Here is a 13,028-nt window from a genome sequence, read left to right as displayed (position 1 = left end):
GCGGCTTCCTTGTGTGCTGCTTGTTGTTATATGGCGGAAAAACATTACGGGTTGCAGGCGGTGATCAATCCGAAGTTGGATGCACAACGAATCCGCCCGGCTTTAACCGTGGTTTCCTGCCGTATCTTTTTCATTATACCGCTTCAATGGTTTTATAAATTGCCTAATTTTTAAGCACATTTATTTTTTAGTGTGAAATAATGCAGTTAGGCGTTTTATCCACAGGCCATACACACCACCATAAACATTTACCGTGGGCTTTTCCTTGTTGGTGATTAATTTTTAAGCAGTTTGAAATTTTCTTTATGTTTCAATCGGCATGTTTACTTATCCACAGAATACGCACAATATTATCGGCAGATTTGCGGAATATATAGAGGCTTTTGCGAAACGCCCAAATGTGGATGCTGTTCGAGGCGCATAGTCAATCAATTTATTGTTTACTGTGGCGTTGCAGCCTTGTATTAAACATAAAGAAAGGCCGTCTGAAAACATTGTGTTCAGACGGCCTTGAGATTTTATGCTTAAGATTAATCTAATTTTTTGAAGTGTTTGCGGCGTTCGTGTTCTTGCAGGTAACGCTTGCGCAGGCGGATGGATTGCGGGGTGATTTCTACCAGTTCGTCGTCGTCGATAAACTCGACCGCACTTTCCAAAGTCAGCTTGATCGGCGTGGTCAGGCGCACGGCTTCGTCGGTGCCGCTGGCGCGCACGTTGGTGAGTTTTTTACCTTTTAAGGGGTTAACCACCAAGTCGTTGTCGCGGCTGTGGATGCCGATAATCATGCCTTCATAGATTTTTTCGCCGGGCGATACGAACATACGGCCGCGGTCTTCCAAGTTCCACAATGCGTAAGCCACCGCTTCGCCTTGTTCTTGAGAAACCAAAACGCCGTTGTGGCGGCCGGGCATATCGGGTTTAACCGGTGCGTAATCATCGAAAACGTGGCTCATCAGGCCGACACCGCGGGTTAAGGTCATAAACTCGCCTTGGAAACCGATCAGGCCGCGTGCGGGGATGTGGTATTCCAAACGGGTGCGGCCGTTGCCGTCACTTTCCATATTTGTGAGTTCACCGCGGCGGCGGCCGAGTTCTTCCATCACGGCACCTTGGTTGTCGTCGGGCACGTCAACGGTCAGGTTTTCATACGGCTCGCATTTTTGACCGTCGATTTCGCGGAACACTACGCGCGGTTTACCTACTGCCAGTTCATAACCTTCGCGGCGCATGTTTTCCAACAGAATGGTCAAGTGCAGTTCGCCGCGGCCGGATACGCGGAATACGTCGGCATCTTCGGTGTCTTCCACGCGCAGGGCGACGTTGGTCAGCAATTCTTTTTGCAGGCGGTCGCGGATTTGGCGCGAGGTAACGAATTTGCCTTCGGTGCCGGCCAGAGGAGAGGTGTTCACCATAAAGTCCATCGTCAGGGTAGGTTCGTCCACGCTCAACATGGGCAGACCTTGGGGGTTGTCTTTGTCGGTGATGGTAACGCCGATGCCGATGTCTTCAATGCCGGAAATAATCACGATGTCGCCGGCTTCGGCCTCTTGCAAGGGTACGCGCTCCAAGCCTTTAAAGCCCAACAGTTGGTTGATGCGGCCTTGTGCCACTTGTTTTTCGTGGTTCATCACGGCAACCACTTGGCCGGGTTTGATGCGGCCGTTCAAAATGCGGCCGATACCCAAGCGGCCGGTGTAGTTGTCGTAGTCGAGTTGGGAAATTTGCAGTTGCAGGGTTTCGTCGGCATTGCCGCTGGGAGGAGGGGTGTGCTTGAGAATGGTTTCAAACAGCGGGCGCATGTCGCTGCTTTCGTCATCTTCTTCCAATTTGGCAAAACCGCTCAAGCCGGATGCGTACACAATAGGGAAATCCAATTGCTCGTCGGTTGCGCCGAGTTTGTCGAACAGCTCGAAGGTTTGGTCGATTACCCAGCTCGGGCGCGCGCTCGGTTTGTCGATTTTGTTGATCACAACAATGGGGCGCAGACCTAACGCCAAGGCTTTTTTGGTAACGAAGCGGGTTTGCGGCATAGGGCCTTCTTGGGCATCTACCAGCAATACCACGCAATCGACCATGCCTAAGACGCGCTCTACCTCGCCGCCGAAGTCGGCGTGTCCGGGGGTATCGACGATATTGATGTGGTAGCCTTCGTATTCGATGGCGGTGTTTTTGGCAAGAATGGTAATGCCGCGTTCTTTTTCGAGATCGTTGCTGTCCATCACGCGCTCGTCAATCTGCTGGTTGGCGCGGAAAGTGCCGGATTGGCGCAAGAGCTGGTCTACCAAGGTGGTTTTGCCGTGGTCGACGTGGGCGATGATGGCGATATTTCTGATTTGTTTCATGGGTGTGTTTACGTCTTATCACTAAAAAATAACCGCGTATTGTAGCACGCTTATTGTATTTTTCTGTGAGAATTTCAAATCAATGTAAGGTGAACGAGAGTAGGGGGTTAAAAAATTTCAATCGTCTAGATAAATGAAAACAAAAGAAAAATTCAAAAATGATTTGAAGGGTGAATAAAAATCGGGAATGTGCGATTTTCTTATGGTTAATTAAGGTTAAAAAAAGAAAATAAATATTTTTAATGCAACAGCTTATCAATATTATCAGCAACAAAAGATGAATATAAACAATTAAATAAATTTTTAAAACCTGTTTTGGGGCAGTATAGCTTTTTGATAATTATTTGTATTTTAAATAGAAAATTTGTGCATTGGCATGTTCTTACATACAATTCGCTTAAACACACGGCGCCCGACATCCGGCGGTGCCGAAATGACGAATCAAGAAAGGACACACCATGCAAGGCGACAAAGCTGTTATTGATTATATGAACGAATTATTGGCCGGCGAATTGGCTGCGCGCGACCAGTATTTTATCCACTCGCGCATGTATGCCGAATGGGGCTACACCAAATTATTCGAACGCATCGGCCATGAAATGGAAGATGAAACCCTGCATGCCGAAGCGTTTATCCGCCGTATTTTAATGTTGGGCGGTATTCCGAACATGGTTCCGTCTAAAATCAATGTGGGTGCCGATGTTCCTGCCATGCTGAAAGCCGATTTGAACACAGAATTGGAAGTTCAGGCCGCGCTCAAAAAAGGCATCAAACTGTGTGAAGAAAAACAGGATTACGTTACCCGCGAACTGTTGGTGGAACAGTTGAAAGACACTGAAGAAGACCATGCACACTGGTTGGAAAAACAATTGCGCCTGATTGATATGGTAGGCATTCAAAATTACCTGCAAAGCCAACTGTAAGCAACAGGCCGTCTGAAAGGAGATCATGATGCAAGGCGATCGTGCGGTTATCCGCGAGCTGAACAAAAATTTGGGCTTGCTGCTGGTAACCATCAACCAATATTTTCTTCATGCCCGTATTTTGAAAAATTGGGGTTTGGAAGAGCTGGGCGAGCATTTCTATAAGCAATCTATCGTAGAAATGAAGGCTGCCGACGATATTATCGAACGCGTGCTGCTGCTCGAAGGCCTGCCTAACCTGCAAGATTTGGGCAAGCTGCTGATTGGTGAAAATACTGAAGAAATCATTCAATGCGATTTAACCAAAGAGCAGGAAAAACATACCGCTTTGATTCAGGCCATTGCTTTGTGCGAAGAGAAGCAGGATTATGTTTCGCGTCAGTTGTTGGAAAAGTTGAAAGACATCAACGAAGAGCATATCGACTGGCTGGAAACACAGCAGGAACTGATTGCCGGCATGGGCTTGGCAAACTATCTGCAAACCGGGGCGCAAGAGGACTAAAACACAAACCACTGCCAAATACAGCAGTCTTTTTGAGCACCTTAAAGCAAACGGCATACGCAAATGTATGCCGTTTTTCTTTTGTCGGTTGCAGAATGTTTTCCGGCGGTTTGCGCGCCGGAAGCTGATATGGCAAACAAACTTTATTTCTGCTACGGCGTTGCTGCGCCTTTGTGTTACCTGTATTCCTGCGGCCGGCCGCCCCGTATCAAAAATAAGTTTATTTGCTATACAATAAGGCACTTGCCGTTTTTACCGGCATACGGATACATTTACCTTAAGAGGCCGTCTGAAATCATGAATACACCCGATTGCGCCATACTCGGTATGGGCTATTTAGGCAAAGCATTGGCAGAAAAACTGTTTGAGCAAGGCAGCCGTGTGGCGGCCGTGAAAAAAACGCTGACATCCGACGACATCAATCTGCCCGTAGAGCTGAATATTGCCGATTTGAATGATCCGAATATTTTTCAGACGGCCTTTTGGCAAAAGTGGGCAGATAAGCTGGTGTGGATTTGCCTGCTGCCGCCTTCATCGGCAGAACATTATGCGCCTATGCTCCGGCAATGGTTGGCGCTGGCGGTGCAATACGGTGTGCGGCATGTGATTTACTCAAGCAGCACAGGTGTTTACGGCGACAAAGCCCGCGCCTGCAACGAGCAAAGTATGCCCGACCCGCAAACCGGCAGCGCCCGTAAGGTGTTGGAAGCCGAGCAAGTGTTTCTGAACAGCGGCATTCCCAATATCGACATTCTGCGGTTCGGCGGGCTGTATTCGGCCGACCGCCACCCTTTGAACAGCTTGTTGAAGCGTAGCGGCATCACAGGGGCGGAGCAGCCCGTGAATATGGTTCATAAAGATTTTGCCGTTGCCGCTTTGCACCATGCCGTATGCACACCCGGCGGCGTGCGTATACGCAATATTATCGAGCCGAGGCATCCCTCGAAGCGGGAATTTTATCACGCAGAAGCCTTAAAACTAGGACTGCCCGAGCCTGATTATGACCCGACAGACACAAACGGCGGCAAAACCGTAGATACGATATACGATGATTTTGCACATATATTCGTGTGATATAGTTGTTTACATTTCAATTGAGACCGTGCAGGCCGTCTGAAAACCATATTTTTATTTCAGACGGCCTCGATAACGAAAGACAAACATGACAGTCCTTCTTCCCATTATCAACCATCTGATTCAGCAAAACCGCGAAACACAAGCCGAGCTGGCAGCTTTCGCAGGCAACACACTCAGCCTGCGCGTTGCAGGGCTTCACATTCAGGGTACGTTTGACGGGCAGGGCTTTTTAAAACCCGCAGCAGCCGAAGCCGATACCGAAATCAACTTTCGGCCAAGTGCCGTTCAAAAGGTTTTGCAGGCGCAGACTCCGGGAGTGGGCGATGTGGAAATCGGCGGAGATACCGGCTTGGGCATGGCTTTATTGCCCCTGATCGGCAGCCTGCGTTACCACGCACACGACGACTTGAGCCGTATGTTTGGCGATGCGTTGGCAGGAAGCATCAACACCCGTGCCGAAAAAACGGGCAATTTGTTTAAAAAGATGGGTTTGAGCGTGCTGGAGCAATTGGGGGAATTTGCCCGCGAACCCGAATCGCCGGTGGCTGATCGGGAAACGTTGGCCGTTTGGTCGCGAGAAGTCGATACATTGCGCGATGATGTGGAAAGGCTGGCCGTGAGATTGGAAAAACTGGAAAACCGTTTGCAACAATAAGGTACGGCAATGATGGCAATGATCCCGTGCTTTTAAGGCCACAGCCACGCCCAAACTTTACGGCCTTCGCTTTGCAGAATCATAAAAGTGCGGCAGGCAGAGGCGGTAGTCATAGATTCCAAACCTATACCTTTGGCAGCAAGCGCGGCAGTAATTTTAGGGTGCAGAAACACTTGTTTTTCACCCGTGCCGACCAAAATCACTTCGGGCAGCGTTTCTGAGGCCGTCTGAAAAAAATCGTCTGCCGTCAGTTCAGACGGCATGGCTTTTGCCGGTTTTTCAATTTTATCTTCTTTTAAAATAACCGCTTCGGTATAAGCCTGACCGTTAATTTCGATACGGCCGGGCGCATAGGCTGTGATGGCGGCTTCCGAGCCGAACGTATTTTCTTCAATCAACATAACGCTTCCTTAAGGTTTGTACGCCGCCCGCAGCCTGAATTTCAGATGCACAGACGGGCGATTTCAGGTAGGATTACAGCCTTTGCTTCAAGCAATATTACTTGCAGAATACTAACATACAACGGCTTAAGGAGACATAATGAAGCCTGTTTATATCGGAATTTTGGGATTGGGTACGGTCGGCAGCGGCACGGCCCGAGTGTTGCAGGACAACGCCGCAGAAATCAGCCGCCGCTTGGGGCGCGATGTGCATATTTCGGCCGTTTGTGATTCGAGCGAAGAAAAAGTCCGCACACTGTGCCCCGATGCAGCCTTTGTTAAAGATCCGTTCGAGCTGGTTCAGCGCGACGATGTGGATATCGTCGTCGAGTTGTTCGGCGGTACCGGCGCCGCCAAAGATGCCGTATTGAAAGCCATTGAAAACGGCAAACATATCGTTACCGCCAATAAAAAACTGTTGGCCGAATACGGCAACGAAATTTTTCCGTTGGCCGAGCAAAAAAACGTGATGGTGCAGTTTGAAGCCGCAGTAGCCGGCGGCATTCCGATTATCAAGGCTTTGCGCGAAGGTTTGTCTGCCAACAAAATCCGCTCGATTGCAGGCATCATCAACGGAACCAGCAATTTCATCCTAACCGAAATGCGCGAAAAAGGCAGTGCGTTTGCTGATGTGTTGAAGCAGGCGCAAGAGCTGGGTTATGCGGAAGCCGACCCGACTTTCGATATCGAAGGCCATGATGCAGGCCATAAAATTACCATTATGAGTTCGTTGGCATTCGGTACGCCGGTTAATTTCAATGCCTGTTATCTCGAAGGTATCAGCAAACTGGAAAGCCGCGATATCAAATACGCCGAAGAGCTGGGCTACCGCATCAAATTGCTGGGCATTACCCGCAAATCCGATAAAGGCATCGAGCTGCGCGTACATCCTACCCTGATTCCCGAATGCCGTTTGCTGGCCAATGTAAACGGCGTGATGAATGCCGTGCGCGTGGATGCCGATATGGTGGGCGAAACCCTTTATTACGGTGCCGGTGCCGGTGCGTTGCCGACTGCCAGTGCGGTGGTGGCCGATATTGTCGATATTTGCCGCTTGATTACCGCCGATACCGACAACCGCGTGCCTCATTTGGCGTTCCAGCCGGCACAAGTGAAAACCCAGCCCATGCTCACGATGGATGAGATTACCAGCAGCTATTATTTGCGCGTTCAAGCCAAAGACGAGCCGGGCGTGTTGGGGCAAATTGCCAACCTGCTGGCCAAAGAAGGCGTGTCTATCGAAGCCTTGATTCAAAAAGGCGTAATCGACGGCGGCTCGGCTGAGATCGTGATTCTGACCCACAGCACGGTAGAGAAAAACATCAAAACCGCCATCGCCGCCATCGAAGCGTTGGAAGTTGTTCAAAAACCTGTGGTGATGATCCGCATGGAGAGCCTGCATGGACAACAAGGATAATCAGGTTTTAACGCCTGAAGAACAACGCCGTAAAGCAAGGGCTAAGATACGCACCATCCGTATTTGGGCGTTTATCGTGTTGAGTTTGCTGGCGGTATTCGGATTGTTGTCCAATTGTGCGCTTTCCAAACCCAAAGCCAAACAGGCGATTGTGGATTCGTGCGTGAAAAACGTGCCGTTTTCCGAAAAATGGCAGGCCGACTTAAAGACTGCCGGTTTGGAAGGAAAATCCGAGCAGGTTATCCATAATTACTGCATTTGTATGTGGGACGAACCTTTGGAGAAATTGAGCGAGAAGCAAATCCAATCGCTCAGTTCGCTTTCTCCACAAGAGCAGTTGGATTTGCTCGGCGGCGTGCAGGCGTTTGAAGCGCGCGACCAACAGTGTATCGCATCGTTAACCGCTAAAGCCAAATAGGTTAAACAAAGATTGTGAGGCCGTCTGAAAATATTTCAGACGGCCTCACAGTTTTTATAGTTTTATGTTTATATATGTAGGCCGAGACCTTTGCAAAACCCCCATTTGCGGCGCATTTCTGCGTTGTGCGCTGCCCGCTCGTTTGTCTATCTATTGATATCTCTGCATTAGCTGTGCTGCTACGCCTTGAACTGCATCCACATCTGATGATTTTGTAAAGGTCTCAGGATGTTGGAAAAGGTCGGGTTATTTACACTTTTTATGCCAAACAGCTTTTGTTTTTTGCAGGAATGATGGTTTCGTGATTTTTGAGTATTCTCAAGAACGATGCGGCTTCGCCGTGCCTTTCGGCATTCTTGACAACCCTCAAAAATCCCAAAATGGGTCTGCATGCAAAACACGGAAAGTGTAAACAACGCTAGAATTTCCTACATCTCAGACAGTTAATCTAAAACAATCATTAACCGCATTTATTGTTGGTTTAAAAACATTAAACTTCCAACGAAGCCAATTCTGCCCTCATGTTATCGATAACTGCTTTGTAATCAGCTTGGCCGAAGATGGCCGAACCGGCTACAAAAGTATCCGCACCGGCCCGCGCTACTTCGGCAATATTGTCGGTTTTGATGCCGCCGTCCACTTCCAAAGCAATTTTGCGGCCGCTTTCCGCTTCATACATGTTCAGCAAATCGCGCACTTGGCGGATTTTTACCAGCGTTTGCGGGATAAAGCTTTGCCCGCCGAAACCCGGATTTACCGACATCAGCAATACCATATCCAGTTTGTCCAACACATTCTCAAGCAGATAAACCGGTGTGGCCGGATTCAGCACCAAACCGGCCTGACAGCCCGCATCTTTAATCAAACCCAAGCTGCGGTCGATATGTTTGCTGGCTTCGGGGTGGAAGGTAATGATGTCTGCACCGGCTTTGGCAAACGATTGAATCAAATCGTCAACCGGTTCCACCATCAAATGCACGTCAACAGGCACGGTGGCATAAGGTTTCAATGCCGCACAAACCATAGGGCCGAAAGTGAGGTTGGGCACATAATGATTATCCATTACATCGAAATGGATCAAATCTGCTCCGGCCTCGATCACTTTGCTGACTTCTTCACCCAAACGGGCGAAATCGGCAGAAAGAATGCTGGGGGCAATGCGGAATTTTTGCACAAATGTATCCTTTTTGTTTTATTTTCCGGTTTGGAAATTATATATAATTTTACTGTAAAGATTAATGGCAACACTATGATACAAATAATACTTTTTAAGAAAAGTTCATTGTCATTAACGAAAGTTAACTGCGATTATACCGCGTTTCACACACATATCCGCTATATTTTGGGAATATTGAAATTTGGGAAAACAATATGCTTGCGATGATAAGCTTCAACCGCATAGTGCCGATTATAACGGTGAGCGGTTGGATGATTTTTAACGGATTAAGTTCTGCCTATGCAGGGCCGATGGCGTCTACCCTGGATGATTTCCACCCCAACTGCGATATCCGCTCTTTGGGTTTGACGCGGGAACAGAATAACGAATTGCGCAATATCCGTAAAGATTATAAAAAAGCACTCGATAAATCAATCCGTAAAGACGACCGCATTTTGAAAAACCGCCGTCGCGACATCATTAAAATCTTGTCGAGCGACCGCTTCAACCAAGACGATGCGCGTGATTATGTGGAAAAACGCTATATTTCCAGCATGGATTTTGCAGTAGATGAATTATCTATCCAGCACCGTTTTTATAAATTACTCAGCCCCACGCAAAGGCAGCATTGGCTGAATATCTGCTTAAAATAACAATTAAATAAACACACGCCGCCCGATTGATTGAGAGAGGCCGTCTGAAAAGCGTTCAGACGGCCTCTCCGCTTTTATATCGCTTTCTTTAATATCAATGAAGCGGATAAGACGTTTTCAGCCCTATCTGCGCAGCACAATATAGAAATGTGCTGCAAATGAGGGGCGGGCGGCTCAAGGTGTGTTTTTATGTTTGTTTACTTTGGATGCCCAATAAGAAGCCAAAAGCGAACCGGAAATATTGTGCCATACGCTGAAAATAGCACTGGGTACGGCTGCAAGCGGTGTGAAATAAGCAGCAGCAAGCGCCGCTCCCAACCCCGAGTTTTGCATACCCACTTCGATAGACAAAGTTTTCTGTACATCGTAAGGCAGTTTGAACAGCTTGGCCGTAAAGAATCCGAGCAGATAGCCGATGGCGTTGTGCAGCATTACTACGCCTAAAATCAACATGCCGCTTTCGAGAATTTTCGCTCTGCTGGCTCCCACAACTGCGCCGATAATCAATACAATCGCCACAACCGATACCAACGGCAGCACGCCGACGGCAGCTTCGGTTTGTTTTTTGAACAGGGTGTGTGCAACCACCCCCAAAATAATGGGCAACAATACGATTTTCAGAATCGATACAAACATGGCGGCGGCAGAAATATCCAGCCACTGGTTGGCGAGCAGATAGAAAACCGCAGGTGTCAGCACAGGGGAGAGTAGTGTAGAAACCGAGGTAACCGCCACTGAAAGCGCCACGTTTCCGCGTGCCAGATAAGTGATGACATTGGATGCGGTGCCGCCGGGGCAGGATCCGACCAGAATAACGCCCACTGCAATCTCGGTAGGCAGGTTGAATCCCACAGCCAACGCATAAGCGGTGAGCGGCATAATCACAAATTGCGCCGCTACGCCGATGAATACTGCTCTGGGATGTTCTCCCAAAATCTTGAAATCGGCCGGAGACAATGTCAGCCCCATACCGAACATGATGATACCCAGCAATACGGGAATATACGGCAGCACCCATTTGAAGGTATCGGGGGCTACAAACGCAATTGCGGCGAACAACGCCGCCCACAAAGCAAAAGTTTGGCCGACCAAGCGGCTGAATTTGGTTAACGCTTCCATATGCATTCCGAAACAATATTGATAAACGGCTCTAAGAATACGCGAATTTACATCATATAAAAAGATGCCCGAGAGGCCGTCTGAAAAACGGATCGGCCCGTTTGTGCGAATGGGCAGGGGCGGTTTGCCCGGGTGTGGAAAAGCACTTGCCGTGTGGTTAGCAGATGGAAGGATGTTGTTTGCGGCGTTAGCGTTTTTTATCAGACGGCATACCTGCCTTAAAGCGGTTTATCTTGAAATACGGTACAATGCGCGTTTATTTTTGACTGAATAAAGGCGGCCTGAACAAATGGCATCTTTAGAAACTTGGATCGGCCTGCGTTACCTGCGGGCAAAAAAACGTAACGGATTCATGTCGTTCATTACCATGATTTCGATTATCGGAATTGCATTGGGTGTGATGGCACTGATTGTGGTGCTGTCGGTTATGAACGGGTTTCAAAAAGAAATCCGCGGGCAGCTGCTTAATGTAGCGCCGCATGCAGAAATCGGCTACTACGATCTCGGCAACGGAGAATCGTGGCAAACCTTGCGCAATTATGTGAAAGACAAAAAAGAAGTATTGGCCAGCGCACCTTATATTGCCGATCAGGCCTTGTTGGCCAATGCCGGCGAGGTACGAGGTGTACAGATTCGCGGGATATTGCCCGAAGAAGAAAAAAACGTGGTCGATTATGGCAAGAATATGCCTGCCGGCAGTTTTGACGATTTGAAACCGGGTGAGTTCGACATTATTCTCGGTGCAGGTTTGGCGGATGTTTTGGGCACGGAAAAAGGCGGCAAAGTAACTGTGATTACGCCGGAAGGAAATGTGACTCCGGCCGGCGTGGTGCCGCGCTTGAAGCAGTTTAATGTTGTCGGTATCGTAAAAACGGGCGTTTACGAAGTAGATAACTCGTTGGCGATGACCCATATCAAAGATGCCCAAGTGCTCTACCGTTTGGGCGACGGAGTAGGCGGGTTGCGGTTGAAGTTGGCCGATCCGCAAAATGCCCCCGACTTTATCCGCGACCTGATACCGGCGGCACAAAAAAACAACGTGTGGGCGCGCGACTGGACGTTTTCCAACCGCAGCTATTTTGAAGCGGTGGAGCTGGAAAAACGCATGATGTTCATCATATTAACCCTGATTATTGCTGTGGCGGCGTTTAATCTTGTGTCGTCTCTGGTGATGGCCGTTACCGAAAAGCAGGCAGATATTGCCATTTTGCGCACACTCGGTTTGGCACCTTCCGGCGTGATGAAGATTTTTATGGTTCAAGGTGCGTTTGCAGGCTTTTTCGGCACCTTGATCGGTGTGGTATTCGGCGTATTGCTGGGTTGGAATGTCGGTAAGATCGTGGCATTTTTTGAAAAACTCTTCGGCGTACATCTCATCAATTCGCAAATCTATTTTATCGACTACCTGCCCAGCGACGTCAACATGCGCGATGTTGTAGTGATTGCAAGCATATCGCTGGTGCTGGCTTTCTTGGCCACACTGTATCCGAGCTGGCGCGCGGCGAAAATCCAACCTGCGGAGGCTCTGCGTTATGAATAATGTAGTTTTGAAATGTGAACGGGTGTTTAAAAGTTATAACGACGGCGCATTGAGTGTGCGGGTGCTGAACAATCTCAATTTAGAAGTGCATGAAGGCCAGAGCGTGAGCATCATCGGCGCCTCGGGCAGCGGTAAATCTACCTTGCTGCACATTCTCGGCGGTTTGGATATGCCCACTTCGGGCAGCGTTCATTTGATGGGTCATGATTTGGGCAAGTTGAACCAAAAACAGCTTGGCGATTTGCGCAATCAGTATTTGGGTTTCGTTTATCAGTTTCATCATCTGCTGCCCGAATTTTCGGCATTGGAAAACGTGATGATGCCGCTGCTGATCGGCAAAAAACCGAAAGCTGAAGCCGAGGCGCAGGCGGCGGCGATGTTGGAAAAAGTAGGTCTGAAACAGCGTATGCTGCACCGCCCGAGCGAACTGTCCGGCGGCGAACGCCAGCGTGCGGCGATTGCCCGTGCTTTGGTAACGCGTCCGAAATGCCTGTTGGCCGACGAACCGACGGGTAATCTCGACCGCAAAAACGCTCAAAATGTGTTGGATATGATGCTGGATTTGAAAAACGAATTGCGCACGAGTTTGATTGTGGTTACTCATGACGACGAGTTGGCCGCCTGCTTCGACCGCGTGATGAGCATGACCGACGGTGATTTGTCGGATAAGTAAATTTCGGTGCTAAAAACCAAAAAGGCCGTCTGAAAACTTATTTTTCAGACGGCCTCAAATTTTATCCGTACTCTGTATATAGTCAATCAGCTTATTTTTTGCGGCTTGCTGCC

The 13,028-nt window shown here is 48.7% G+C and carries 13 protein-coding genes and 1 pseudogene; 10 read left to right on the top strand and 4 right to left on the bottom strand.

Annotated features, from left to right (window positions below):
- Positions 1 to 530: 530 nt before the first annotated feature.
- Positions 531 to 2,342, bottom strand: coding sequence for a translational GTPase TypA (typA, locus tag LVJ88_RS07120; protein WP_085417980.1), 1,812 nt, complete (start codon positions 2,340 to 2,342; stop codon positions 531 to 533).
- Between the two features lie 458 nt (positions 2,343 to 2,800).
- Here typA and bfr (LVJ88_RS07115) point away from each other — a divergent pair, with 458 nt between their 5' ends.
- The 4 genes from bfr (LVJ88_RS07115) (at position 2,801) to LVJ88_RS07100 (ending at position 5,499) form a co-directional block, all read left to right on the top strand.
- A complete protein-coding gene (bfr, locus tag LVJ88_RS07115) occupies positions 2,801 to 3,265 on the top strand; it encodes a bacterioferritin (RefSeq protein WP_054598780.1) in 465 nt (154 codons plus the stop codon).
- A gap of 28 nt (positions 3,266 to 3,293) precedes the next feature.
- A complete protein-coding gene (gene bfr / locus LVJ88_RS07110; RefSeq protein ID WP_054598781.1) occupies positions 3,294 to 3,767 on the top strand; it encodes a bacterioferritin in 474 nt (157 codons plus the stop codon).
- A gap of 297 nt (positions 3,768 to 4,064) precedes the next feature.
- Positions 4,065 to 4,841, top strand: a complete 777-nt coding sequence (locus LVJ88_RS07105) for an NAD-dependent epimerase/dehydratase family protein (protein WP_096777382.1) — start codon at positions 4,065 to 4,067, stop codon at positions 4,839 to 4,841.
- Positions 4,842 to 4,929: 88 nt separating this feature from the next.
- Positions 4,930 to 5,499, top strand: coding sequence for a ubiquinone biosynthesis accessory factor UbiJ (locus LVJ88_RS07100; RefSeq protein WP_085417981.1), 570 nt, complete (start codon positions 4,930 to 4,932; stop codon positions 5,497 to 5,499).
- A 32-nt stretch (positions 5,500 to 5,531) separates the two neighbouring features.
- Here LVJ88_RS07100 and LVJ88_RS07095 read toward each other — a convergent pair whose 3' ends face one another.
- A complete protein-coding gene (locus tag LVJ88_RS07095) occupies positions 5,532 to 5,900 on the bottom strand; it encodes an Mth938-like domain-containing protein (RefSeq protein WP_085358911.1) in 369 nt (122 codons plus the stop codon).
- 139 nt (positions 5,901 to 6,039) lie between these two features.
- Here LVJ88_RS07095 and LVJ88_RS07090 point away from each other — a divergent pair, with 139 nt between their 5' ends.
- From LVJ88_RS07090 to LVJ88_RS07080, 3 genes and pseudogenes are all read left to right on the top strand, one after another.
- Complete coding sequence (locus tag LVJ88_RS07090) at positions 6,040 to 7,356, top strand: homoserine dehydrogenase (RefSeq protein ID WP_054598784.1); 1,317 nt, start codon at positions 6,040 to 6,042, stop codon at positions 7,354 to 7,356.
- Positions 7,340 to 7,774 (top strand): hypothetical protein, encoded by a 435-nt coding sequence (locus tag LVJ88_RS07085; protein ID WP_085417982.1) that lies wholly within the window; start codon positions 7,340 to 7,342, stop codon positions 7,772 to 7,774. Before LVJ88_RS07090 ends, LVJ88_RS07085 begins: the two co-directional genes overlap by 17 nt.
- Before the next feature lie 90 nt (positions 7,775 to 7,864).
- Positions 7,865 to 7,992, top strand: a pseudogene (locus LVJ88_RS07080) (lipoprotein signal peptidase).
- Positions 7,993 to 8,264: 272 nt separating this feature from the next.
- Here LVJ88_RS07080 and rpe read toward each other — a convergent pair.
- Entirely contained in the window at positions 8,265 to 8,948 is a 684-nt protein-coding gene (gene rpe, locus LVJ88_RS07075; RefSeq protein WP_054598786.1) for a ribulose-phosphate 3-epimerase, read from the bottom strand.
- A gap of 293 nt (positions 8,949 to 9,241) precedes the next feature.
- Between rpe and LVJ88_RS07070 the strand changes: the two genes are divergently transcribed.
- Entirely contained in the window at positions 9,242 to 9,583 is a 342-nt protein-coding gene (locus LVJ88_RS07070; RefSeq protein ID WP_231718081.1) for a Spy/CpxP family protein refolding chaperone, read from the top strand.
- A 174-nt stretch (positions 9,584 to 9,757) separates the two neighbouring features.
- Here LVJ88_RS07070 and LVJ88_RS07065 read toward each other — a convergent pair whose 3' ends face one another.
- Positions 9,758 to 10,702 (bottom strand): bile acid:sodium symporter family protein, encoded by a 945-nt coding sequence (locus tag LVJ88_RS07065; protein WP_085417983.1) that lies wholly within the window; start codon positions 10,700 to 10,702, stop codon positions 9,758 to 9,760.
- A 289-nt stretch (positions 10,703 to 10,991) separates the two neighbouring features.
- Here LVJ88_RS07065 and LVJ88_RS07060 point away from each other — a divergent pair, with 289 nt between their 5' ends.
- Positions 10,992 to 12,242: a lipoprotein-releasing ABC transporter permease subunit gene (locus LVJ88_RS07060; protein ID WP_085417985.1), complete on the top strand. Its 1,251-nt coding sequence runs from the start codon at positions 10,992 to 10,994 to the stop codon at positions 12,240 to 12,242.
- Complete coding sequence (gene lolD / locus LVJ88_RS07055) at positions 12,235 to 12,915, top strand: lipoprotein-releasing ABC transporter ATP-binding protein LolD (protein ID WP_085417986.1); 681 nt, start codon at positions 12,235 to 12,237, stop codon at positions 12,913 to 12,915. Before LVJ88_RS07060 ends, lolD begins: the two co-directional genes overlap by 8 nt.
- Positions 12,916 to 13,028 lie beyond the last annotated feature (113 nt).

Origin of the sequence: Neisseria dumasiana (genome assembly GCF_022870885.1) — a bacterium.
Lineage (GTDB): Bacteria > Pseudomonadota > Gammaproteobacteria > Burkholderiales > Neisseriaceae > Neisseria > Neisseria dumasiana.
Note: the sequence above shows the minus strand (reverse complement) of the source record. Positions and strands in the feature narration are given on the sequence as shown.

Excerpts from the sequence above, each read along its gene's own strand:
- bfr (WP_054598781.1), top strand. The coding sequence starts at position 3,294 with ATGCAAGGCGATCGTGCGGTTATCCGCGAGCTGAACAAAAATTTGGGC.
- LVJ88_RS07070 (WP_231718081.1), top strand. The coding sequence starts at position 9,242 with ATGGCGTCTACCCTGGATGATTTCCACCCCAACTGCGATATCCGCTCT.
- LVJ88_RS07105 (WP_096777382.1), top strand. The coding sequence starts at position 4,065 with ATGAATACACCCGATTGCGCCATACTCGGTATGGGCTATTTAGGCAAA.
- bfr (WP_054598780.1), top strand. The coding sequence starts at position 2,801 with ATGCAAGGCGACAAAGCTGTTATTGATTATATGAACGAATTATTGGCC.
- LVJ88_RS07065 (WP_085417983.1), bottom strand. The coding sequence starts at position 10,702 with ATGGAAGCGTTAACCAAATTCAGCCGCTTGGTCGGCCAAACTTTTGCT.
- LVJ88_RS07100 (WP_085417981.1), top strand. The coding sequence starts at position 4,930 with ATGACAGTCCTTCTTCCCATTATCAACCATCTGATTCAGCAAAACCGC.
- LVJ88_RS07090 (WP_054598784.1), top strand. The coding sequence starts at position 6,040 with ATGAAGCCTGTTTATATCGGAATTTTGGGATTGGGTACGGTCGGCAGC.
- lolD (WP_085417986.1), top strand. The coding sequence starts at position 12,235 with ATGAATAATGTAGTTTTGAAATGTGAACGGGTGTTTAAAAGTTATAAC.
- LVJ88_RS07085 (WP_085417982.1), top strand. The coding sequence starts at position 7,340 with ATGGACAACAAGGATAATCAGGTTTTAACGCCTGAAGAACAACGCCGT.
- LVJ88_RS07060 (WP_085417985.1), top strand. The coding sequence starts at position 10,992 with ATGGCATCTTTAGAAACTTGGATCGGCCTGCGTTACCTGCGGGCAAAA.
- typA (WP_085417980.1), bottom strand. The coding sequence starts at position 2,342 with ATGAAACAAATCAGAAATATCGCCATCATCGCCCACGTCGACCACGGC.
- LVJ88_RS07095 (WP_085358911.1), bottom strand. The coding sequence starts at position 5,900 with ATGTTGATTGAAGAAAATACGTTCGGCTCGGAAGCCGCCATCACAGCC.